Origin of the sequence: Shinella sp. CPCC 101442 (genome assembly GCF_024704725.1) — a bacterium.
Classification (GTDB): domain Bacteria; phylum Pseudomonadota; class Alphaproteobacteria; order Rhizobiales; family Rhizobiaceae; genus Shinella.
Genome location: NZ_JALIQS010000001.1, coordinates 1049887 through 1069620, shown reverse-complemented (window position 1 = coordinate 1069620; position 19734 = coordinate 1049887). Strand labels below are relative to the sequence as shown.

Sequence of the window (19734 nt, the reverse complement as noted above, 5' to 3'; positions counted from 1 at the left end):
TCAACTCTCGAAGGTCGTGCCGGCGCCCGCCGCTGCCGCCCGGGCGGCAGCGAGCGTTGCGATGGCCGTGTCCTGGATGCCCGTGCCGGTAAGGTCCGCCACGGTGATCTGATCGGGGCCGCTACGGCCCGGTTTACGCCCGGCGACGATCTCGCCGAGTTCGGGGAAGACCGCGCCGTCCGTCACCAGGCCAGCTTCGATGGCATGGTGCAGTTCGCCGAGACGACGGGTCTGTTTCAGGCTGTCGGCGACATAGAGGCCGGCACCGGTGATGACGGCCGGCTCGATCTCGTTCTTGTGCTCGGCATCCGAGCCCATCGCGGTGACGTGCTGGCCGGGCTGAAGCCATTCGGCCTTGAGCACCGGCGTTTCCGACGGTGTAGTGGTGACGATGATGTCGGCACCATCGACCGCAGCCTTGCCATCGGCCTCGGCCCCTACCGGGAAGCCCAGCTTTACCGTCAATTCCGCCGCAATCGCCTCGGCCTTCGCCAATTCACGTGCCCAGATGCGGGCTTCACGGATGGAGCGCACGAGGCTCAGGGCCTCGAGCTGCAATTTTGCCTGCATGCCTGCGCCGAAGATAGTGGCGACCGAGGCGTCCGGGCGCGAAAGGTATCGCGCGGCGACGGCGCCGGCCGCGGCCGTGCGCACATCCGTCAGATAACCGTTGTCGAGCAGCACTGCCTGCACGAGGCCGGTCTTCGTGGAAAACAGCACCATCAAGCCATTGGTGCTTGGCAAGCCGAGCTTCGGATTGTCGAAGAAGCCGGGGCTGATCTTTATGGCGAAGCCGTCGAGACCGGGCACATAGGCGGTTTTCACATCCACCTCGGCGCGTTGCTCGGGCATGTCGAGCCGCAGGATCGGCGGCATGACCACGGCCTTGGTGGCAAGCGCATGAAACGCCTCCTCCACGCAGGCGATGGCTTCGAGGTCGAGCGGAACGATGCGCCGCAACTCCGCCTCGGTCAGTATCTTCATCCTCGTCATGCCGCCTCCTCCCGGAACGGATCGGCGTTCCCATTGATGACCCGCAGATGTTGCGCCATGTCCACGTTGCGGCCGGAGAGGACTACGGCCACGGGGCCGTCCAGCCGGCCAAGGCGGCCCGAAAGCAAGGCGGCGATGCCGACCGCCCCCGCCCCCTCGATCACCTCGCGCTCTTCGCAATAGGCGTGCCGCATGCCGGCCGCGATCTCGGCTTCGGAGAGCAGGATCACGTCGTCGAGCAGGGCATGGCAAATCGCAAAGGTCACGGCATTGCCAAGGCCGATGCCACCGCCCAGGGAATCGGCGAGGCTTGCGACCTCCTCGACCTGAACCGGCCTACCGGCATCGAGGCTCGCCTTCATCGCCGCGCCGCGTTCCATGGTGAGACCGATGACGCGCGTCCTGGGCGCTCGTCCCTTCACCGCCGCAGCGACACCCGCCGCGAGCCCGCCGCCCGAGAGCGGCACAAGCACCGTCGCCACGTCAGGCATGGCCTCGAAAATCTCCAGCCCGAGCGTGCCCTGTCCGGCGACGATGGCGACATCGTCGAAGGGCGGCACCATGACGAGGCCGTCTTCCGCGACCAACCGCTCGACTTCCGTCTGCGCCTCATCCTGCGACCCGCCGACGATGCGGACGTCAGCGCCCAGTCGGCGGATTTCGGCCACCTTGTTTTCGGGTACGAGCGTCGACATGCAGATCGTCGCGACCGAACCTTCGGCCCTGGCGGCATGGGTGAGCGCCCGGCCGTGATTACCCGTGGAGGCGGCCACGACACCCCGCAGACGCTCTTCCGGCGAAAGCGAAAGCACGACGTTTGTGGCCCCGCGCAGCTTGAAGCTGCCGGTCGTCTGGTGATGTTCTAGCTTGAGGCCGACGGGCACGCCGCAGCGCTCGGTGAGCACAGCCGAAAGCACGAAAGGCGTGCGCAGCACGCGCCCTTCGATGCGCCGGGCCGCGCGCTCGATGTCAGGCAATGTGACGGGAAGGTCGATCATGATTTAGCGCCCCGAATAGGCAAGCGTCATCAGCCGGCCAAGCTCCGGCCGGACAGCCTGGTCGCCGCACAGGCGCAGGCATATCCAGGCCGTTGCGAGGTTGCTGGTGACGACGGGCTTGCCGATGGCGGCCTCGATCTCCGCCGCCACACCTGCTGCCCGTACCGCGGTGCAGGAAATGAACAACGCATCGCTGTCAGGTGCGGTCGCCTCCTTCGCAAACGCGACGATCTCTTGCGGAGAAATCCGCGCCATCTCGCGATCATCCGTTAGGCCAAGGCAGGTGAAGCGGGCGATGTCGAAGCCGAGCGCCAGGAAGTAATCGGCCATCGGCTTGCTGGTTTCGATCGTGTAGGGCGTGAGAACCGATATGCGTTTCGCGCCGAATGCCTTGAGGCCAGAAACGGCGGCGGCGGTGGGCGTCACGACCGTGGCGGTGGGCTTTGCCGCCCTGACCGCGGCCTTGACCTCGGCATCGCCGATCACAACGGAGGCGGACGTGCAGGAATACATGACGACATCGAGCGGCTCATCCGGCAGGATGAGCGCGGCACCGGATGTCAGCGACGGCTGCATCGCACGCAAATTTTCTGGCGTCACCGGGTTGGCATAGGGGATACGGGTCGCGTAGACGCCGATCCTGTCGCTTGCCACCATGCGATGAAAATCCACTTCCGTCGTATGGTCGGTCGCAAGAATGATCAGGCCGATACGCTTTGCCAGCGGCCGGTCGTCCAGTTTTGGCGCATGCGAGGCCAGCGTAAGATCGAGCGTCTGCATCAGCGTTCCTCCATTCGGGCGTATCGTTCCTCCAGCCAGCGCAGGAAGACGACGGAAATCAGGCTCATGACCAGGAAGAACACCCCGACCAGCGTCATCGGCTCGATGTAGCGGTAGCTGCTGTTGGCGACGCTCTTCGCCTGGTTCATCAGTTCCAGCACGGTAATAGCCGAGAGCAAGGGCGTCTCCTTGAACATGGCGATGAGATAGTTGGCGAGCGCGGGGATCATCGGCGGGATCGCCTGTGGCAGGATGACGTGGATCCAGGTCTGCCGGCCGGTGAGGTTCGTCGCCTTGGCGGCTTCCCACTGTCCGCGCGGCACGTTCTCGATGCCGGCGCGGTAGACTTCCGCCGCATAGGTGCCGTAGTGCAGGCCGAGCCCGATGACGCCGGCAAGCAGTGCCGGCAGGCGGATGCCGATGTCGGGCAGCACGTAGAAGATGAAATAGAGCTGCACCAGCAGCGGCGTGCCGCGAATGAACTCCACGATGAAGCTCGTTACCCTCGCGATCGGCTTCGGCGCGGTCATGCGCAGGATGGCGAAGAGAAGGCCGACGACCGCTGCGACTGCGGCTCCGAGCACGGTCGCCAGAATGGTGATCTTCAGCCCGTCGATGAGGGTCGGCATGATCTGCCAGACGAAATTCCAGTCCCATTCCATCGTCAGCTCCTCACACCATCGAGACCGCGGGTGACCCGGCGCTCCAGCCAGCGCATGCCATGGGAAATGGCGAGTGCCATCAGGAAGTAGAGCATGAGGATGACGGCGAAGGGGATCAGCGTGCTGCCAGTCTGCGCGCGCACCACCTGCGCCTGGAACGTCATGTCGGTCAGCGAGATCAGCGAGACGACGGCCGTGCCTTTCAGCAGTTCGATTGCATTGTTGCCGAAGGTCGGCAGCATCAGCGGCAGCGCCTGGGGCAGGATGACGTGGCGCATCGCCTGCCCACGCGTCAGGTTGAGCGCGATGCACGCCTCGCGCTGCTCGCGGCCGATTGCCTTGACCGCGCCGCGCACGACCTCGGCGCCGTATGCGCCGACATTCAGCCCCAGGGCCAGCACGCCGGCCTGCAACGGCGACAGCGTGACACCGGCAAAGGGCAGCACGAAATAGACCCAGAAGAGCTGGACGAAGATCGAGGTGCCCCGGAAGAATTCGATATAGGTCGTGGCCAGCACCCGGACCGCCGTGAAGCGGCTGACGCGGCCGAGACCGGCGAGAAACGCCATGATGACGGCGAGCACCGAACCCATGACGGTGAGCTGCAACGTCACGAGCGCGCCTTGCAGTATCAACCCTATGTAGCCGGACCAGTCGGTCATGGTGTTTCCGTGTGCAAAAGGATTGGCTGTCCCCTCCCCGCACCGGGGAGAGGACGGTTTGCGGTGCGGCGCCTATTTGGCAGCGCAGAGCTTGTCGCGGCTCGTCGACATCGCAGCCTTGGCGGAAAAACCGTAGGGCTCGATGATCTTGGCGAACTCGCCGCTCTCCTTCAGCTTGGCGAGTTCCACGTCGAAGGCGTCACGCAGCGCCTCGTCACCCTTCCTGAAGGCCGCGCCATCGCAGTAGACGGGAGCCCCCTCGACGGGAGCGACGACTTCGATTTCAGGATCGTTCGCCTTGGCGACGAGGTCGTTGATCGAGAGAACCGGCAGCGAATAGGCATCGATGCGGCCATCCTGCAGCATTTTCAGGCCACTCTGGCCATCGGGCACGACGATGACGCGGTCGCGGGGTACGCCGGCCTCGAGCGCCAGCTTTTCTTCCGTACCGCCGCCCGGCGCGCCGATCTTGGCATCCGGATTGTCGGCGATGTCCTTGTAGCTCTTGAGCTTCAACGGATTGCCCTTCTTCAGTGCAAACGCCTCGGCGTCGCAGAGGATCGGCTCGGAATAGGCGACAGCCGCGCAGCGCTCCGGCTTCATGAAGAGGCCGGCGGTGATGACGTCGTGACGACCGGCCTGAAGGCCGGGGATCATCGCGCCGTATTCCGAGATCGATGCGACGATGTCGGCGACGCCGAGGCGCTTGAACACTTCGCGGGCGACATCGGGTGCCGCACCCGACACCTTGCCGTCTGCGGCAACCGCCGTGAAGGGCGGCTCGTTGGCGATGGCGACACGCGCAAATCCCTGCGCCTTCAGTTCTTCCAGCTTCGCGTCATCGGCGAAAGCGGGTGTGGCGGCGATTGCTGCCATCAGCGCGGTCGCGCCGGCGGCCATGGTCAAAATTGTCCTGATGCTCATTGTTGCGAACTCCTCTGGCTGTTCCCTGGTTGTTGCTTGGAGCAGGTTTCCGAAGGAAGCCCTTCAGACGCGGTGCCCGGCCGCGATGATCTTGCGCAGGAACGTCTGTGTTCGTTCCTGTTTGGGATTGCGGAAAATCTCGTCCGGCTTGCCTTCCTCGACGATCCTGCCGCGGTCGAAGAACAGGATGCGGTCGGCAAAGTCGTGGGCGAAGCCCATTTCGTGGGTGACCAGCAGCATGGTCATGTCGGTCTCGGCGGCGAGCTTGCGCATGACGTTCAGCACCTCCTCGACCAGTTCCGGGTCAAGCGCCGAGGTCACCTCATCGAACAGCATGATTTTCGGCGAAAGCGCGAGCGCGCGGGCGATGGCTACACGCTGCTTCTGTCCGCCGGACAGCTGGGCGGGCATGCTCTTCGCCTTGTTGGCGAGGCCCACCATGTCGAGAAGCTCCATCGCCCGCTTCTGCGCCTCGGCCTTCGGTACGCCCTTGGTCAGCATCGGTGCGAGCGTGACATTGTCGAGCACGCATTTGTGCGGAAACAGATTGAAGTGCTGAAAGACCATGCCGATCTTCTCGCGCATCCGGTGCAGGTGGCGGTCGTCCGCCGGCACAAGGCCCCCGTTCTTGGGCATATGGTAGAGCTGGTCGCCCTCGACCTCGATATGGCCGCCGCTGATCGCCTCCAGCGTCATCAAAATGCGCAGGATCGTCGTCTTGCCCGAGCCGGATGGGCCGATGAGCGCGAGCTTTTCGCCCGGCAGCACCTCCATCGACAACCCGTCGAGCACGGTCAGCGGGCCGTAGCGCTTCGTGATGTTGTCAATGCGAATGATGGGTGCGGCCATGCATGTCTCTCCCTGTTGAGACAAGTGATGGCCTAACGATGCGCGGCGATAGAAATCATGTCAATCCGAATAATAATATCAGTACAATTATTCTTCGGGCGCCCAATTGGCGAGCATTTCCATCAAATCGCAAGCAGCAGTGCTTCGGGATTTCCGCTGGCCAGCGAGGCCAGAATGCCCAGCCCCGTGCGAAGTTCCTGCTCGGTGGTCGAGCCGAGCGAAATCCGCACTGCCGGATGCCAGGGCTGATCGCAGGTGCGGAACGACGAGCCGGGGGCGATCGCGACGCCGCGCAGCCGGGCCTGCGAAACGAAGCCCTCCTCCGTATGGCCCTCCGGCAGCGGCAGCCAGACATGAAGGCTCTGCGGATGCGCGTGACAGGGCAGGCCGGCAAATGCCTCCTCCGCGATGGCGTGGCGCACGGCCAGCGCCCGGCGCTGCCAGTTCACGAGTTCCATGGCCGTGCCGTCGCTGACCCAGCGCGTGGCGATTTCGGCGATCGACGGCGTCGCCATCCAGTTGGAGACGAGGTGGCGGTTGGCGACGGCCGCGACATAGCGGTCGGGAGCGGCGAGATAGCCGATGCGAAGGCCCGGCACCGTGATCTTGGTGAAGCTGGTGATGTAGAGCGTGCGCTCCGGCGCATAGGCGGCAAGCGGAGGCGCCTCGCGCTCCACGAGCGGCCCCAGAATATCGTTCTCGATGATCGCGATGTCATGCCGCCGAGCGACATCGGCCAGTGCCTGCCGGCGCTCCGCGCTCATCAGCGTGGCGGTCGGATTGATGACGGAAGGCTGCAGAAAGACCGCGCGAATGACGCCCGTGCGGCAGGCTTCGTCCAGTGCTTCGGGGATCATGCCGTCGTGGTCGATCGGCAGGCCTTGGAGATGCAGGCCGAGATAGGTGGAGAGCGGCACCAGCGTGTGATGGCTGATCGCCTCCGTCGCGACGGTGGAGCCGGGGGGCGCTACGCTCATCAGGGCGACCGTCATGCCAGAGGTCGCGCCATTGGTGAGGTTGATGTTGAGCGGTGAAATATCGAGGCCGCAGCGGGCCAGCCATTCGGCTGCAACGGCCTTGTGGCGCGGGAAAACCATGTTCGGCCGGAAGGAAAGCGCCGAACTCGACGGCAGGTTTTCCGCAAGCCACCCGAAGGCCTCGCGCATGCGCTCCAGATGGAGCTGCTCGCAGACGGGCTTCAGGATCGACAGGTCGACCAGTTCCCCGAGACGCTCGGGGAGATAGGGCGGCTCCGGCTCCTTCGGCCGGGTCTGCACGAAGGAGCCACGGCCGATTTCGCCGGAGATGAGGCCGCGGCGGATCAGCTCGTCATAGGCGCGGCTCACGGTCTGCACGGAGAGTTTGAGGTCGTCGGCGAGCTTGCGATGTGGCAGGAGGCGTGTACCGTTCGGCAACAGCCCTTCCTGGATGGCGCGGGCGATCTGCTCGGCGAGGGAGAGGTAGGCCGGCCGGCGCAATTGGGATATATCGGGACGCCAATTTGTCATGATTTCGACAGTGCTCAAATTCAGTTCAATTGACAACGCAAAAATGCCTTTCCATTGTCTTTTTCCCTCATTTGACATGATATCCGCCCGGAGGGCGACCGCATGAAACTCGACGCCATAGACCTGCGCATCCTGGAAGCCATCCAGGAGAACGGGCGCATCACGAAGCTGGCGCTGGCGGAAAAGGCGGGCCTGTCGCCGACGCCTTGCTGGCTGCGCCTGCGCAAGCTGGAAAAGGCGGGCATCGTCTCGGGCTATCATGCAAGGGTCGCGGTGCGGCGCCTGGCGCCGGTCGCAAGCGTGATGATGGAGGTGACGCTCGCCAACCACCGTCAGGCGGATTTCGAGCGATTTGAACGCGCGGTCGCGGCAACGCCGGAAATCGTCGCCTGTTGGTCGGTCGGCGGCGGCGTCGATTACATTCTGAAGATCATGACGGCCGATATCGACGCCTATCAGCGCCTCGTCGACAGCCTGCTCGACCGCGAGCTCGGCATCGACCGCTACTTCACCTACATCGTCACCAAGACGGTGAAGGAGGAAACGGTCCTGCCGCTTGCAAGCCTGCTTCCCACCGCAGGATAGAGAGATTGTCTACGGCCGCCGGCACCTTTGGTCAAAATCTCTGCCCTCAGCCGCTGCAATAGAGAATCTGCCGCCCGTCCTCTGACAAACTCCTCCCCATCCCAGAGGAGGCCGACATGACCGCTCTATTTGCCCGCACGACTTTTCACGACGCGCTTGCCCGCCTTGCCGACCCGCACCTGCTGCGCGAACTCTCCTATGCCGGCGGTCGCTGGATCGCCGGCCAGGATGGTGCGAGTTTCGAGGTCAAGGACCCCGCGTCGAATGCCGCGCTCGCCTGGGTCGCATCCCTCGATGCCGAGCAGACGGGCGAGGCCATCTCGGCCGCAAGCGAGGCCTTTCCCGCCTGGCGGGATATGCTGCCGCAACAGCGCGGCGCGATCCTGCGCAAATGGCACGGCCTGATGCTGGAGCATCGCGAGGATCTCGCGCTGCTGATGACGCTGGAACAGGGCAAGCCGCTTGCCGAATCCCGCGGCGAGATCGACTACGCTGCCTCCTTCATCGAGTGGTATGCCGAGGAAGGAAAGCGCCTCAACGCCGAGAGCGTCACCAGCCACCTGCCCGGAGCTGAAATGATCGTGCGCCGCGAGGCGCTCGGCGTCGTGGGCATCGTCACGCCTTGGAATTTCCCCTGCGCCATGATCACCCGCAAGGCCGCTGCGGCACTCGCCGCCGGCTGCACCGTCGTCGCTCATCCTTCCAGCGAGACGCCGCTTTCGGCTTTGGCGCTTGCCGAACTCGGTGAGCGCGCCGGCCTTCCCGCCGGAGTGTTCAACGTCGTGACCGGCGATGCAGCAACCATCGTCGGCCGCATGAATGCCGATGCACGCATCCGCGCCATGAGCTTCACCGGCTCGACGGAGATCGGCAAATTGATTGCCGCCCAGTGCGCCCCCACCATGAAGCGGCTCGTCATGGAGCTCGGCGGCCACGCGCCGCTGATCGTCTTTGCCGATGCTGATATCGACAAGGCGGCCGATATTGCCGTCAACGCCAAGTTTGCGACATCAGGCCAGGATTGCCTCGCCGCCAATCGCATCTATGTCGAACGCCCCGCCCTCGCGGCCTTCACAAAGGCATTCAAGGCTCGCATCGAAGCCCTGAAGGTTGGCGCCGGGCTGGAGGCCGGCGTCGAGATCGGCCCGCTGATGCATGAACGCGCCATCGCCAAGGTGGAGGAACAGGTCGCCGACGCGCTAGGGCACGGGGCGAAGCTTCTGACCGGTGGCAAGCGCCACAAGGCCGGGTCGCTCTTCTTCGAGCCGACACTGCTGACAGATGTTTCCGACGATGCGCTGATTATGCGTGAAGAGACCTTCGGCCCGGTCGCGGCCATAGCTGTCTTCGACAGCGAGGCGGAGGTGGTCAGCCGCGCCAACGACACGGAATACGGCCTCGTCGCCTATGTCGTCACCGAAAATGGTGCACGCCAGATGCGTCTTGCCCGGGCGCTGGAATACGGCATGGTGGCAGTCAACCGCGTGAAGATCACCGGCGGCCCGATCCCCTTCGGCGGCTGGAAACAATCCGGCCTCGGCCGCGAGGGCTCGCGCCACGGCATGGAGGCCTTCACCGAACTCAAATATCTCTGCATCGATACGGCAGCCTGATTCCGGCGCCAACGAACACGCGAAAGGAAAGACCATGTCCGACGGAAACAACGAACTCACCGCCTGGGACCGCGACCACTTCTTCCACCCCTCCACCCATATGGGCATGCACGCCCGCGGCGAGACGCCGACGCGCGTCATCGGCGGTGGCGAAGGGGTCTACATCACCGACACGACCGGCAAGACGAGCCTCGACGCCTTTGCCGGGCTCTATTGCGTCAATGTCGGCTACGGTCGCCAGAAGATTGCCGATGCGATCGCCGAGCAGGCGAAAAATCTCGCCTATTACCACGCCTATGTCGGCCACGGCACGGAAGCCTCGATCACTCTGTCCAAGATGATCATCGACCGTGCGCCCGAAGGCATGAGCCGCGTCTATTTCGGCCTCTCCGGCTCGGATGCCAACGAGACGAACATCAAGCTGATCTGGTACTACAACAACGTGCTCGGCCGGCCGGAAAAGAAGAAGATCATCTCGCGCTGGCGCGGCTATCATGGTTCGGGGGTCATGACGGGATCGCTGACCGGTCTCCACCTCTTCCACAACGCCTTCGACCTGCCGCGCACACCGATCCTGCATACGGAAGCGCCCTACTTCTTCCGCCGCCCGGATCGCTCCATGGACGAGGAGCAGTTCTCGCAATATTGCGCCGACAAGCTGGAGGACATGATCCTTGCCGAAGGGCCGGAGACGGTCGCAGCCTTCATCGGCGAGCCGATCCTGGGCACGGGCGGCATCGTGCCGCCGCCCAAGGGTTATTGGCAGAAGATCCAGGCCGTGCTCGACAAATACGACATCCTGCTCGTCGCCGACGAGGTCGTCACCGGCTTCGGCCGCCTCGGCACGATGTTCGGATCGGACCATTACGGCATGAAACCGGCGCTGATCACCATCGCCAAGGGCCTCACCTCCGCCTATGCGCCGCTTTCCGGCACCGTCGTTTCCGACAAGGTCTGGCAGGTGCTGGTGCAGGGTTCCGATGAACTTGGCGCCATCGGCCACGGCTGGACCTATTCGTCACATCCGATCTGCGCCGCCGCCGGTGTCGCCAATCTCGAGCTCATCGACGAACTCGGTCTCGTGGAGAACGCCGGGTCGACGGGGGCCTATTTTCGTGGCGAACTGGCCAAGGCGCTCGGCGATCACAAACATGTCGGCGACGTGCGCGGCGATGGCCTGATGGCGGCCGTCGAATTTGTCGAAGACAAGGACGACCGTGCCTTCTTCGATCCTGCAAGGAAGATCGGCCCGCAGGTATCGGCCGCCCTCCTCGAGCGCGGCGTCATCGGCCGCGCCATGCCGCAGGGCGACATTCTCGGTTTCGCACCGCCGCTCTGCCTCACCCGCGAAGAGGCCGACATCGTCGTGAAGGCAGCGGCGGACGCCGTGAAGGCCGTTCTCGGCTGAGACTTGAAACGGACGGGGCAGCGGCTAGGTTGCCCCGTCAGCCAATATCCTGCAATTCCATCCAAGGCCCGCCATGACATCCGCGCACGACCGTATTCTCAACGCCGTCGATCGGCTTTTCGACGATCAGGTCCTGTTTCTGGAAAGATTGGTTCGCTTCAAATCCCTGCGCAACGAGGAGACCGGCGCGCAGGATTTCATCGAGGCGGCGCTGAAGGAACGCGGCTTCGACGTCAGCCGCTTCCGCACCGATGCCGCCCAGATCGGCCGGCATCCGGCCTTTTCGCCGGCGACGGTCGGTTATGACGAAAGCTGGAACGTCGTTGGTCGCAAGCCCGGTGCGAGCGGGGGACGCTCGCTTGCCTTCAATTCCCATGTCGATGTCGTTCCGGCCGGAAGCGAATACCGGTGGACATCCAAGCCTTTCGAACCGCGACGGGATGGCGACTGGCTTTACGGGCGCGGCGCGGGCGACATGAAGGCGGGGCTCGTCGCGTCGATCTTCGCCCTCGACGCCATTGCGCAAGCCGGTCTGTTCCTGCTTGGCGATGTTCAGGTCCAATCCGTCGTCGAAGAGGAAATCACCGGCAACGGCGCCGCTACGGCTTTCTCCCTCGGCTTCACCGCGGACGCGGTACTCAGCCCCGAGCCGACCGACGAACAGCTCGTACGCGCCAATGCCGGCGTCATCAAGTTCCGGCTGGAAACACGCGGGCGCCCCGCCCATCCGCGCGAACCCGAATCCGGCCAGAGCGCCATCGATTTGATGGTCCGCCTCATCGGCCACCTGCGGACACTCGAAGGTCAGTGGATCGCCGAACGGAAAGGCAAGCGCTGGTTCGAGGACCTCGCCAACCCTGTCGCACTGACGATCGGCACGATTTCAGGCGGCGACTGGATCGCCTCGATCCCGAGCGACTGCGTCGCTGAAGGGCGGATAGGTTTCTATCCCGGCGAGGACCCGAAGGCCCGTGCGGCCGAAGTCGAAGCATTTCTGGAACGGATACAAACCGAAGACCCGGCCTTCGCCGGCGAGCGCCTCGTCACCCTCACCTGGGTCGGCGTGATGCATGCGGGCTACGAGCTTGCGGAAGGCACCGCCGCCGAAGAGGCATTGCGTAGTGCTCACGCCGCCACCCATGCCGGCGCGAACCTCAGCGCCTATGTCATGGCCTGCTATCTCGACGCGGCCGTCTTCTCTGTTCACGGCAACATCCCCTCGCTCGTCTATGGTCCCATCTCGGAAAACATTCACGGCATCGACGAGCGTGTCAGCCTCTCTTCCCTGAAGCGCGTCACAAAGACCCTTGCCCTTTTCACCGCGGATTGGTGCGGCGTTACCGAAAGGGTGTGATGTCCGCCCTCTGCCGATGAGGACGGCGCACTTTCCTCAATGTTCGGGCAGCAGAGCCCAGAAGGCGAAGAGCGGTTTGTCGACGGAGCGCATGGCATGGCGGATGCCGGGCGTGTTGTAGAACGAGCCGCCGATACCGGGCGAAAACCAGCCGGAATCGCCATGCATGAATTCACCTTCGGAGAGAACGAGGTAGGTCTCTTCGGGCGGATGATCGTGGTCGGGGTAGCGCACATGCGGGGCAAGCAGCGAGGCGCCAAACCAGACGTCTCGACGATCCTCGAGCCCGCCCGGACCGACGATCAGCGCATTGGCATGTCCCGCGGCAAAATTCTCGCTCGCCGATCCGTCGTTGTTCGAGCGCACCGTCCATTCCAGCCGTGGCTCGATTGCCCGGAAGCGGTAGAGCAGCACGGCGAGCGCCGGCTCGTTTGCGCCATTCGACAGCGCCTCCTCAAGATGATCGCAAACCGGCAGACGCTTGCCGATATCCCGCCGCGCCGGCTGCGGCGCGTCGAGCAGGATCGTAATACGGTCAACCGAGCGACGCGCCTCCTGGCCGGGCGAAACCCGGCCGAACGCGGCGATTGCCGCATCCAGAAACCCCTGAAGAGCCGCATCGCGCGCCATGATCAGAGATCCTTCGCGAGACGCAGCGCGTCGTAGATGGCCGCATGCGTGTTGCGTGCGGCTACCGCGTCGCCGATACGGAAGAGCTGGTACGCGCCATCCGGATTGCGCTCGACGGTCTGCGGCGCGCCGGACAGCAGTTCGTCGTAGGAGACTTCGCCAAGGTTCTTCGAGAAAGGCTTCAGCTCGAAATAGAGATCGTCCAGCGGGATAGTGCCGTGGTTGACGACGATCTGATCGACCGTCCGCTGCCTGGAGACGCCGCCGTAGTCGCTGCCGACATGGGCGATAAGCTGGTTGCCGCTCTTTTCCGCCGCTTCCAGCTTGTAGGTGACGGTAAAGGTCGTATCGAGCTTCTGCAGCGAGCGCATATAGGGCACGAGGTTCATGGCCATGACTTCCGGCGCGAAAGACCGATCCGGCGTCATGATCTCGACCTTGCCGCCCGCCTTGGCGATGAACTCGGCGGCCTGCAGGCCGGCATGGTCGCCGGCATCGTCATAGATGAGCACGTTGGTGCCCGGCTTAACGTCGCCCGAAATAATGTCCCAGGACGAGACGACCAGGTCGTTCCCCTTGGTGAGCACATCCGTATGCGGCAGGCCGCCCGTGGCGATGATCACGACATCGGGGTTTTCCGCGCTGATCGTGCCGGCATCCGCCCAGGTGTTGAAATGGAAGGTCACACCGCGTTTTTCGCACTGGCTCATGCGCCACTCGATGATGCTGATCATTTCGCGCCGGCGCTCGCTCTGCGCCGTCAGGCGGATCTGGCCGCCGGGATTGTTCGCCGCCTCGAAGACAACGACCTCATGGCCGCGCTCGGCAGAGACCCGAGCCGCCTCCAGGCCGGCTGGACCGGCGCCGACGATCACGATCTTCCGGCGCACATCCGCCTTCGGAATACTGTGCGGCATCGTCTCTTCACGGCCGGTCGCCGCATTGTGGATACAGAAGGCAAGACCGCCCTGGTAGATACGGTCGAGACAGTAGTTGGCGCCGACGCAGGGGCGGATATCGTCCTCGCGCTTTTCGATGATCTTGCGCAGGATGTGCGGATCGGTCATGTGGGCGCGCGTCATGCCGATCATGTCGACCTTGCCGGCGGCGATGGCGTGACGCGCGGTCGCGACATCCTGGATTTTCGCCGCATGGAAAGTCGGGAATTTGGTCGCGGCACGCACGTCGCCCGCGAAATCAAGATGCGGCGCGCTGGCCATGCCCTGGATCGGAATGACGTCCGTCAGACCCGGATCCGTATCGATGTGGCCGCGGATGACGTTGAGATAGTCGATGAGACCGCTTTCCTTGAGACGACGGGAGATTTCCAGGCCCTCGGCCTTTCCGGTCCCGCCGGGAAGACATTCGTCGGCCGTGTAGCGCACGCCGAGAATGAAGTCGTCGCCGACCCGTTTTCGCATCGCCCTGAACACGTCGAAACAGAAGCGCATACGGTTGTCGAGCGAGCCGCCATAGGGGCCGTCCAGCTCGTTGGTGAGCGGCGAGGTGAACTGGTCGATGAGATGGCCATAGGCCTCCAGCTCGACACCGTCCATGCCGCCAGCCTTCATGCGTTCGGCCGCATCGGCGAAATCCTTGATGATGCGCTCGATATCCCAATCCTCGAGCTTTTTCGGGAAGGCCCGGTGTGCGGCTTCGCGATGATGCGACGGGGCGACGACGGGCAGCCAGTCGCCCTTGTCCCAGCGCGTGCGCCGGCCGAGATGGGTGAGCTGGATCATGATCGCCGCGCCCTCTTCGTGCACGGCATCCGTCATTTCCCGGATCCACGGAACGATCTCGTCCTTGTAGGCGAGCAGGTTGTTGAAGACCGGTGGGCTGTCCTTGGAGACGGCGGCGGAACCCGCCGTCATGGTCATCGCCACGCCGCCTCTCGCCCGCTCGACCGTATAGGCGCGATAGCGACCCTTCGGCATGCCGTCCTCCGGGTAGGCCGGCTCGTGCGAGGTGACGATGATGCGGTTGCGGAGGGTCAGATGCTTCAGCTGATAGGGCTGCAGCAGGGGATCGTTCGACATGCGCCGGGCTCCGGTTTATGGGATTTCCACGCCACGGTAAGCAGGGTGTACATATGTGTCAATGATCAAAAACAGTATAGTCCGGAATATCGACATAGGTGTACATTTCGCTTGCGAGGGCAAGGCGGATTTGTTAGGAGGACATCATGGAACAGGCGACGAGTGACAGCGGCTGGCGCGGCTCCCAGGAGGGATGGCTGGAGGCTGCCTACGAGGCTCTGCTCGAATCCGGCGTGGAATCGGTGAAGATCCTGCCGCTTGCCAAGCGACTCAATCTTTCACGAACCAGCTTCTACTGGTTCTTCAAGGATCGGGAGGAACTGCTGAGCGTGCTGATCGCGCGCTGGAGAGACAAGAACACGGGCAACCTCGTGCGGCAGTCCGAGGCCTATGCGGAAACTGTCGCCGAAGCGATGCTGAACGTCTTCGACTGCTGGCTGAACAAGGATGTGTTCGATTCTCAGTTCGAGTTCGCTGTGCGCAGCTGGGCCCTGCAATCGCCGGAAATTCAGGCGGAAGTGCATGCAGCCGACCGGACGAGAATGGAAGCGATCAGCCGCATGTTCATGCGGTTCGGCTATGACGAGGGCCCGGCGGACGTTCGCGCCAGAACGACCTACCTGGTCCAGATCGGATACATCTCGATGCAGTCCGAAGAGGATCTCGCGCTCCGCATGAAGCGCATCCCGGAATATATCGCGATCTATACCGGAAAGGTTCCCCAGCAGCGGGAGCTCGACCGTTTCTTTGCACGGCATGGCTACAAACCGGAGTGACGACACGTTGGAAGCAGCAGGCAAGGGGTTGAGGATTGGCATTGTCGGCGGGGCCGGCTGGCTCGGCGGAGCGATCGCCGCGGCCCTGCTGGATGCCGGCATCGCCTCGCCTCAGGATCTTGTGCTCTCGTACCGCAACCAGCAGCCCGACCGTTTCCCCGGCGCTCTCTGGACGCGGGACAATCAGGCGCTTGCCGACCGCTCGGACGCCATCGTTCTCTGCGTCCGCCCGGCCGACTGGCCCGATCTGGATGTCGCTGTCGAGGGTAAGCTCGTCATCTCCGTGATGGCCGGCATCCGCCTCGCCGCGCTCTGCGCGCATCACCAGACCCGCCGCGCCGTCCGCACACTGCCGAACGCCGCCGCTGAGGTGCGCAAGTCCTATACGCCCTGGATTGCCACCGGCGATATCGACGACACGGACCGGGCGGTCGTTCGCGCGATCTTCGACGCCTGCGGTGTGCAGGACGAGGTCCGTACGGAGGCGGAGATCGATTATCTGACCGGCCTCACCGGGTCCGGCCCGGCGTTTCCGGCACTGCTTGCAGAAGCCATGATGGCGGATGCGATCGCGCATGGACTGGACCGGCAGATCGCCCGGCGGGCGGTGAATGCGGTGCTTGTCGGCACTGGCAGGATGCTGGAGCAGCGGGACGACTGTCCCACCGAAACAGTCCGGACCTTCCTGGATTATCGCGGCACGACGGCGGCCGCGATCGAGGAAATGAGGACGGCGGGTTTTGACATCGCCGTCGCGCGAGGCCTTAAGGCAGCCTTCGAGAAATCGGTCAGCATGGGGGAAAGCTCCTGATGCCGTAAGGGCGGATTTTCGCGGCATCCCGCTCGACAAAACAAGCCGCATATAGAGGGAAACGATAATGAAAAGCTTGCTTGCATCGACATGCCTCTTCCTGGGAACCATCGCCGGCTCTGCGATGGCCCAAGCCGCCGACTGCGGCAGCGTCACCATCGCCAGCATGAACTGGCAGAGCGCCGAGGTGATCTCCAACCTCGACAAGATCATTCTCAATGAGGGTTACGGTTGCAGCGCCGAAATCACCATCGGCGACACCGTGCCGACGATCACCTCCATGGCCGAGAAGGGTGAACCGGATATCGCGCCCGAGGCCTGGATCGACCTGCTCCCCGACGTCGTCAAGAAAGGCACCGAGGAAGGCCGCATTGTGCAGGTCGGCTCGCCACTCCCCGATGGTGGCATCCAGGGCTGGTGGATTCCGAAATATTTCGCGGAAGCCCACCCTGACATCAAGACCATTCCCGACCTCCTGAAACATCCCGATCTCATCAAGGATCCGGAAGACCCGAGCAAGGGCGCGATCTACAACGGCCCGCAGGGCTGGGGCGGCACCGTGGTGACGGCACAGCTCTACAAGGCCTTCGAGGCCGAAAAGGCCGGCTGGTCCCTGGTCGACACCGGCTCGGCCGCCGGCCTCGACGGCTCGATTGCCAAGGCCTACGAGCGCAAGGAAGGCTGGGTCGGCTACTACTGGGCGCCGACGGCGCTTCTCGGCAAATACGAAATGGTCCAGCTCCAGGCCGGCGTTCCCTATGACGAGGCGGAATGGAAGCGTTGCGTGACGGTTGCCGATTGCGCCGATCCCAAGCCGAGCGCTTGGCCGGTCGACACGATCGTGACCCTGGTCGCCAAGCCCTTCTCCGAGAAGGCAGGCCCGGAGGTGATGGAGTATCTCAACAAACGTTCCTGGAGCAACGCGACCATCGCCAAGCTGATGGCCTGGATGACGGACAACCAGGCAAGCGGCGAGGATGGCGCAAAGCACTTCCTCGAAGAAAACAAGGACATCTGGAAGACATGGGTTTCGGCTGACGCCGCTGCCAAGATCGAGGCTGCGCTCTAACCGAGCCTTGCCGTTACAGGTGCGATGCCGCGACCTCGCGCGCATCGCACCAAACCCGCCGACAGAACGACAAGAAGACTTGGATCGGCTCTTTGATCAGGGGAACCGAATGGACTGGTTTTACAAATTTCCGCATATGGACGACGGCGCGCTGCGCGATCTCAAGAAGGCCATCGACGACGGTTTTCGCGGCTTCACGCGCAGCTATGGCGAGATCATCGAGGGCTTCTTCACACCCCTGCAGCACTTCCTCATCGCGTCCGAGCGCTTCATGCTCAAGACGCCCTGGCCCATCATCACGCTGCTTATCCTCGCCATCGCCTATGCGGCGACCCGCAGCCTTCGCATTGTCGCCGGCTGTCTCGCCACCCTCATGCTCATCGGCTATTTCGATATGTGGGAAGATACGATGCGGACGATCTCGATGATCTTCGTCTGCACGGTGCTGTCGATCGCCATCGGCATCCCGATCGGTATCGTCATGGCGCGCTCCGACCGCGTGCAACGGGTGATCAATCCGATCCTCGACGTCATGCAGACCATGCCAAGCTTCGTCTACCTGATCCCCGTCGTCATGCTGCTCGGCATCGGCAAGGTTCCGGGCCTCATCGCGGTCGTCGTCTATGCCATTCCACCGATGATCCGTCTGACCGACCTCGGCATCCGCCTCGTCGACAAGGATGTGCTGGAAGCAGCCGACGCGTTCGGCGCCGACAACAGGCAGAAGCTCTTCAAGGTTCAGCTGCCGCTTGCGCTTCCCACCATCATGGCCGGCATCAACCAGACCATCATGATGGCGCTCGCCATGGTGGTCATCGCCTCCATGATCGGCGTGCAGGGTCTCGGCCAGCCGGTGCTGAAGGCCATCGCCAACCAGTATTTCACGCTCGGCATGTTCAACGGCCTCGCCATCGTCGGCATCGCCATCATGTTCGACCGCGTCAGCCAGGCCTATGGCAAGCGCCTCCAGAAGCACCGGGAGATCGTCCATGGCTGACCATGTCTTCGGCGGCATCAAGATCCGCAATCTCTACAAGATCTTCGGACCCAATGCGGGCTCCCATATCGCGGCCGTCAAGAACGGCCTTACCAAGGCGGAGCTCAACGCCAGGCATGGTCATGTGCTCGGCCTTCGCGACATCAACATCGAAATGCCTTCGGGATCCATCCAGGTCATCATGGGCCTGTCCGGCTCCGGCAAGTCGACGCTGATCCGCCACATCAACCGGCTGATCGATCCGACGGCCGGCGAAGTCCTCGTCGACGGCGTCGACGTGGTGAAGCTGCCGGAAGCCGACCTGAGGGAGTTCCGTCGCCACCAGACGGCGATGGTGTTCCAGAAGTTCGCGCTGCTGCCCCACCGCACGGTGCTCGACAACACGATCTTCGGCCTCGAGATCCAGGGTATCGCGCGTCCAAAGAGCCTCGACACCGCCATGCGCTGGCTGGAGCGTGTTGGTCTCAAGGGGTTCGAGGAGAAATACCCCAACCAGCTCTCCGGCGGCATGCAGCAACGCGTCGGCCTCGCCCGGGCGCTGGCCAACGATGCGCCGGTTCTCCTGATGGACGAGGCCTATTCGGCGCTGGATCCCCTGATCCGCACGGACATGCAGACCGTGCTGCTCGACCTGCAAAAGGAAATCCGCAAAACCATCGTCTTCATCACCCACGATCTCGACGAGGCCCTTCGCCTCGGCGACCAGATCGCCATCCTGCGCGATGGCGAGGTCATCCAGCAGGGCACCAGCCAGGATATCGTGATGCGCCCGGCCGACGACTACGTCGCCAACTTCGTCAAGGAAGTGAACCGCGGACGCGTCGTGCATGTCGAGGCCGTCATGACGCCGAGCATGTCGTCCCCCTCGGGCAGGCCGACCGTCGCCGCCGGCACCACCGTCGAAGACACTCTGCGCATGCTCGCGCGCGACGTCTCCGACGAGGGCGTCGTCGTCTCCCCCACCGGCGAAACCCTTGGTATCGTCACCGTCCGGCAACTCGCCGGCGCAATGGTCAATGTCCACTAGCGCCCAAACATGATGACCGCCCACAGAAGGGCGGTCATCATCAATTCTC

The 19734-nt window shown here is 63.7% G+C and carries 19 protein-coding genes; 9 read left to right on the top strand and 10 right to left on the bottom strand.

Annotation, left to right across the window (positions count from 1 at the left end; all coding sequences use genetic code 11):
• The 8 genes from eutC to MUO32_RS04865 all read right to left on the bottom strand — a co-directional run bounded on the left by eutC (nt 1) and on the right by MUO32_RS04865 (nt 7412).
• On the bottom strand, nt 1–993 hold the full coding sequence (gene eutC / locus MUO32_RS04900; RefSeq protein WP_257947097.1) for an ectoine utilization protein EutC: 993 nt from the start codon (nt 991–993) through the stop codon (nt 1–3).
• The gene (gene eutB / locus MUO32_RS04895; RefSeq protein ID WP_257947174.1) at nt 990–1994 is read right to left on the bottom strand and encodes a hydroxyectoine utilization dehydratase EutB; all 1005 of its coding nucleotides are present in this window, start codon (nt 1992–1994) and stop codon (nt 990–992) included. The genes eutC and eutB overlap by 4 nt, the downstream gene beginning before the upstream one ends.
• A complete protein-coding gene (eutA, locus tag MUO32_RS04890; protein ID WP_257947096.1) occupies nt 1995–2771 on the bottom strand; it encodes an ectoine utilization protein EutA in 777 nt (258 codons plus the stop codon). It abuts the gene before it with no gap.
• Nucleotides 2771–3433, bottom strand: a complete 663-nt coding sequence (ehuD, locus tag MUO32_RS04885) for an ectoine/hydroxyectoine ABC transporter permease subunit EhuD (protein ID WP_257947095.1) — start codon at nt 3431–3433, stop codon at nt 2771–2773. The genes eutA and ehuD overlap by 1 nt, the downstream gene beginning before the upstream one ends.
• A 2-nt stretch (nt 3434–3435) precedes the next feature.
• Nucleotides 3436–4095: an ectoine/hydroxyectoine ABC transporter permease subunit EhuC gene (gene ehuC, locus MUO32_RS04880; protein WP_257947094.1), complete on the bottom strand. Its 660-nt coding sequence runs from the start codon at nt 4093–4095 to the stop codon at nt 3436–3438.
• 72 nt (nt 4096–4167) lie between these two features.
• Nucleotides 4168–5019 (bottom strand): ectoine/hydroxyectoine ABC transporter substrate-binding protein EhuB, encoded by an 852-nt coding sequence (gene ehuB, locus MUO32_RS04875; RefSeq protein WP_257947093.1) that lies wholly within the window; start codon nt 5017–5019, stop codon nt 4168–4170.
• A gap of 63 nt (nt 5020–5082) precedes the next feature.
• Nucleotides 5083–5868: an ectoine/hydroxyectoine ABC transporter ATP-binding protein EhuA gene (ehuA, locus tag MUO32_RS04870; RefSeq protein ID WP_257947092.1), complete on the bottom strand. Its 786-nt coding sequence runs from the start codon at nt 5866–5868 to the stop codon at nt 5083–5085.
• Nucleotides 5869–5990: 122 nt separating this feature from the next.
• The gene (locus MUO32_RS04865; RefSeq protein ID WP_257947091.1) at nt 5991–7412 is read right to left on the bottom strand and encodes a PLP-dependent aminotransferase family protein; all 1422 of its coding nucleotides are present in this window, start codon (nt 7410–7412) and stop codon (nt 5991–5993) included.
• Between the two features lie 66 nt (nt 7413–7478).
• On the opposite strand from MUO32_RS04865, the gene MUO32_RS04860 reads away from it, so the two are divergent.
• The 4 genes from MUO32_RS04860 (at nt 7479) to MUO32_RS04845 (ending at nt 12336) form a co-directional block, all read left to right on the top strand.
• The gene (locus MUO32_RS04860) at nt 7479–7961 is read left to right on the top strand and encodes an Lrp/AsnC family transcriptional regulator (RefSeq protein ID WP_257947090.1); all 483 of its coding nucleotides are present in this window, start codon (nt 7479–7481) and stop codon (nt 7959–7961) included.
• Between the two features lie 116 nt (nt 7962–8077).
• Nucleotides 8078–9574: an NAD-dependent succinate-semialdehyde dehydrogenase gene (locus tag MUO32_RS04855; RefSeq protein ID WP_257947089.1), complete on the top strand. Its 1497-nt coding sequence runs from the start codon at nt 8078–8080 to the stop codon at nt 9572–9574.
• 34 nt (nt 9575–9608) lie between these two features.
• The gene (locus tag MUO32_RS04850; RefSeq protein ID WP_257947088.1) at nt 9609–10982 is read left to right on the top strand and encodes an aspartate aminotransferase family protein; all 1374 of its coding nucleotides are present in this window, start codon (nt 9609–9611) and stop codon (nt 10980–10982) included.
• Nucleotides 10983–11055: 73 nt separating this feature from the next.
• Complete coding sequence (locus MUO32_RS04845; RefSeq protein WP_257947087.1) at nt 11056–12336, top strand: ArgE/DapE family deacylase; 1281 nt, start codon at nt 11056–11058, stop codon at nt 12334–12336.
• 36 nt (nt 12337–12372) lie between these two features.
• Here the strand turns inward: MUO32_RS04845 and MUO32_RS04840 are convergent, their stop codons facing one another.
• Both MUO32_RS04840 and MUO32_RS04835 read right to left on the bottom strand, forming a co-directional pair.
• Nucleotides 12373–12969 (bottom strand): dimethylsulfonioproprionate lyase family protein, encoded by a 597-nt coding sequence (locus MUO32_RS04840; RefSeq protein ID WP_374708598.1) that lies wholly within the window; start codon nt 12967–12969, stop codon nt 12373–12375.
• Nucleotides 12969–15005, bottom strand: a complete 2037-nt coding sequence (locus MUO32_RS04835; RefSeq protein ID WP_257947085.1) for an NADH:flavin oxidoreductase — start codon at nt 15003–15005, stop codon at nt 12969–12971. Before MUO32_RS04835 ends, MUO32_RS04840 begins: the two co-directional genes overlap by 1 nt.
• 146 nt (nt 15006–15151) lie before the next feature.
• Between MUO32_RS04835 and MUO32_RS04830 the strand changes: the two genes are divergently transcribed.
• The 5 genes from MUO32_RS04830 (at nt 15152) to MUO32_RS04810 (ending at nt 19685) form a co-directional block, all read left to right on the top strand.
• Nucleotides 15152–15781: a TetR/AcrR family transcriptional regulator gene (locus MUO32_RS04830; protein WP_257947084.1), complete on the top strand. Its 630-nt coding sequence runs from the start codon at nt 15152–15154 to the stop codon at nt 15779–15781.
• 7 nt (nt 15782–15788) lie between these two features.
• Nucleotides 15789–16592 carry a pyrroline-5-carboxylate reductase gene (locus tag MUO32_RS04825; protein WP_257947083.1) on the top strand — a complete coding sequence of 268 codons (804 nt, stop codon included), beginning with the start codon at nt 15789–15791 and terminating at the stop codon, nt 16590–16592.
• Nucleotides 16593–16659: 67 nt separating this feature from the next.
• Nucleotides 16660–17661 (top strand): ABC transporter substrate-binding protein, encoded by a 1002-nt coding sequence (locus MUO32_RS04820; protein ID WP_257947082.1) that lies wholly within the window; start codon nt 16660–16662, stop codon nt 17659–17661.
• 109 nt (nt 17662–17770) lie between these two features.
• Entirely contained in the window at nt 17771–18658 is an 888-nt protein-coding gene (locus MUO32_RS04815; protein WP_257947081.1) for a proline/glycine betaine ABC transporter permease, read from the top strand.
• The gene (locus MUO32_RS04810; protein ID WP_257947080.1) at nt 18651–19685 is read left to right on the top strand and encodes a glycine betaine/L-proline ABC transporter ATP-binding protein; all 1035 of its coding nucleotides are present in this window, start codon (nt 18651–18653) and stop codon (nt 19683–19685) included. The genes MUO32_RS04815 and MUO32_RS04810 overlap by 8 nt, the downstream gene beginning before the upstream one ends.
• Nucleotides 19686–19734 lie beyond the last annotated feature (49 nt).

Coding starts and splice junctions, on each gene's coding strand:
- MUO32_RS04845 (WP_257947087.1), top strand. CDS start 11,056: ATGACATCCGCGCACGACCGTATTCTCAACGCCGTCGATCGGCTTTTC.
- MUO32_RS04860 (WP_257947090.1), top strand. CDS start 7,479: ATGAAACTCGACGCCATAGACCTGCGCATCCTGGAAGCCATCCAGGAG.
- MUO32_RS04830 (WP_257947084.1), top strand. CDS start 15,152: ATGGAACAGGCGACGAGTGACAGCGGCTGGCGCGGCTCCCAGGAGGGA.
- ehuB (WP_257947093.1), bottom strand. CDS start 5,019: ATGAGCATCAGGACAATTTTGACCATGGCCGCCGGCGCGACCGCGCTG.
- MUO32_RS04850 (WP_257947088.1), top strand. CDS start 9,609: ATGTCCGACGGAAACAACGAACTCACCGCCTGGGACCGCGACCACTTC.
- eutC (WP_257947097.1), bottom strand. CDS start 993: ATGACGAGGATGAAGATACTGACCGAGGCGGAGTTGCGGCGCATCGTT.
- MUO32_RS04815 (WP_257947081.1), top strand. CDS start 17,771: ATGGACTGGTTTTACAAATTTCCGCATATGGACGACGGCGCGCTGCGC.
- ehuC (WP_257947094.1), bottom strand. CDS start 4,095: ATGACCGACTGGTCCGGCTACATAGGGTTGATACTGCAAGGCGCGCTC.
- MUO32_RS04820 (WP_257947082.1), top strand. CDS start 16,660: ATGAAAAGCTTGCTTGCATCGACATGCCTCTTCCTGGGAACCATCGCC.
- MUO32_RS04810 (WP_257947080.1), top strand. CDS start 18,651: ATGGCTGACCATGTCTTCGGCGGCATCAAGATCCGCAATCTCTACAAG.
- ehuA (WP_257947092.1), bottom strand. CDS start 5,868: ATGGCCGCACCCATCATTCGCATTGACAACATCACGAAGCGCTACGGC.
- MUO32_RS04855 (WP_257947089.1), top strand. CDS start 8,078: ATGACCGCTCTATTTGCCCGCACGACTTTTCACGACGCGCTTGCCCGC.
- MUO32_RS04835 (WP_257947085.1), bottom strand. CDS start 15,005: ATGTCGAACGATCCCCTGCTGCAGCCCTATCAGCTGAAGCATCTGACC.
- eutA (WP_257947096.1), bottom strand. CDS start 2,771: ATGCAGACGCTCGATCTTACGCTGGCCTCGCATGCGCCAAAACTGGAC.
- ehuD (WP_257947095.1), bottom strand. CDS start 3,433: ATGGAATGGGACTGGAATTTCGTCTGGCAGATCATGCCGACCCTCATC.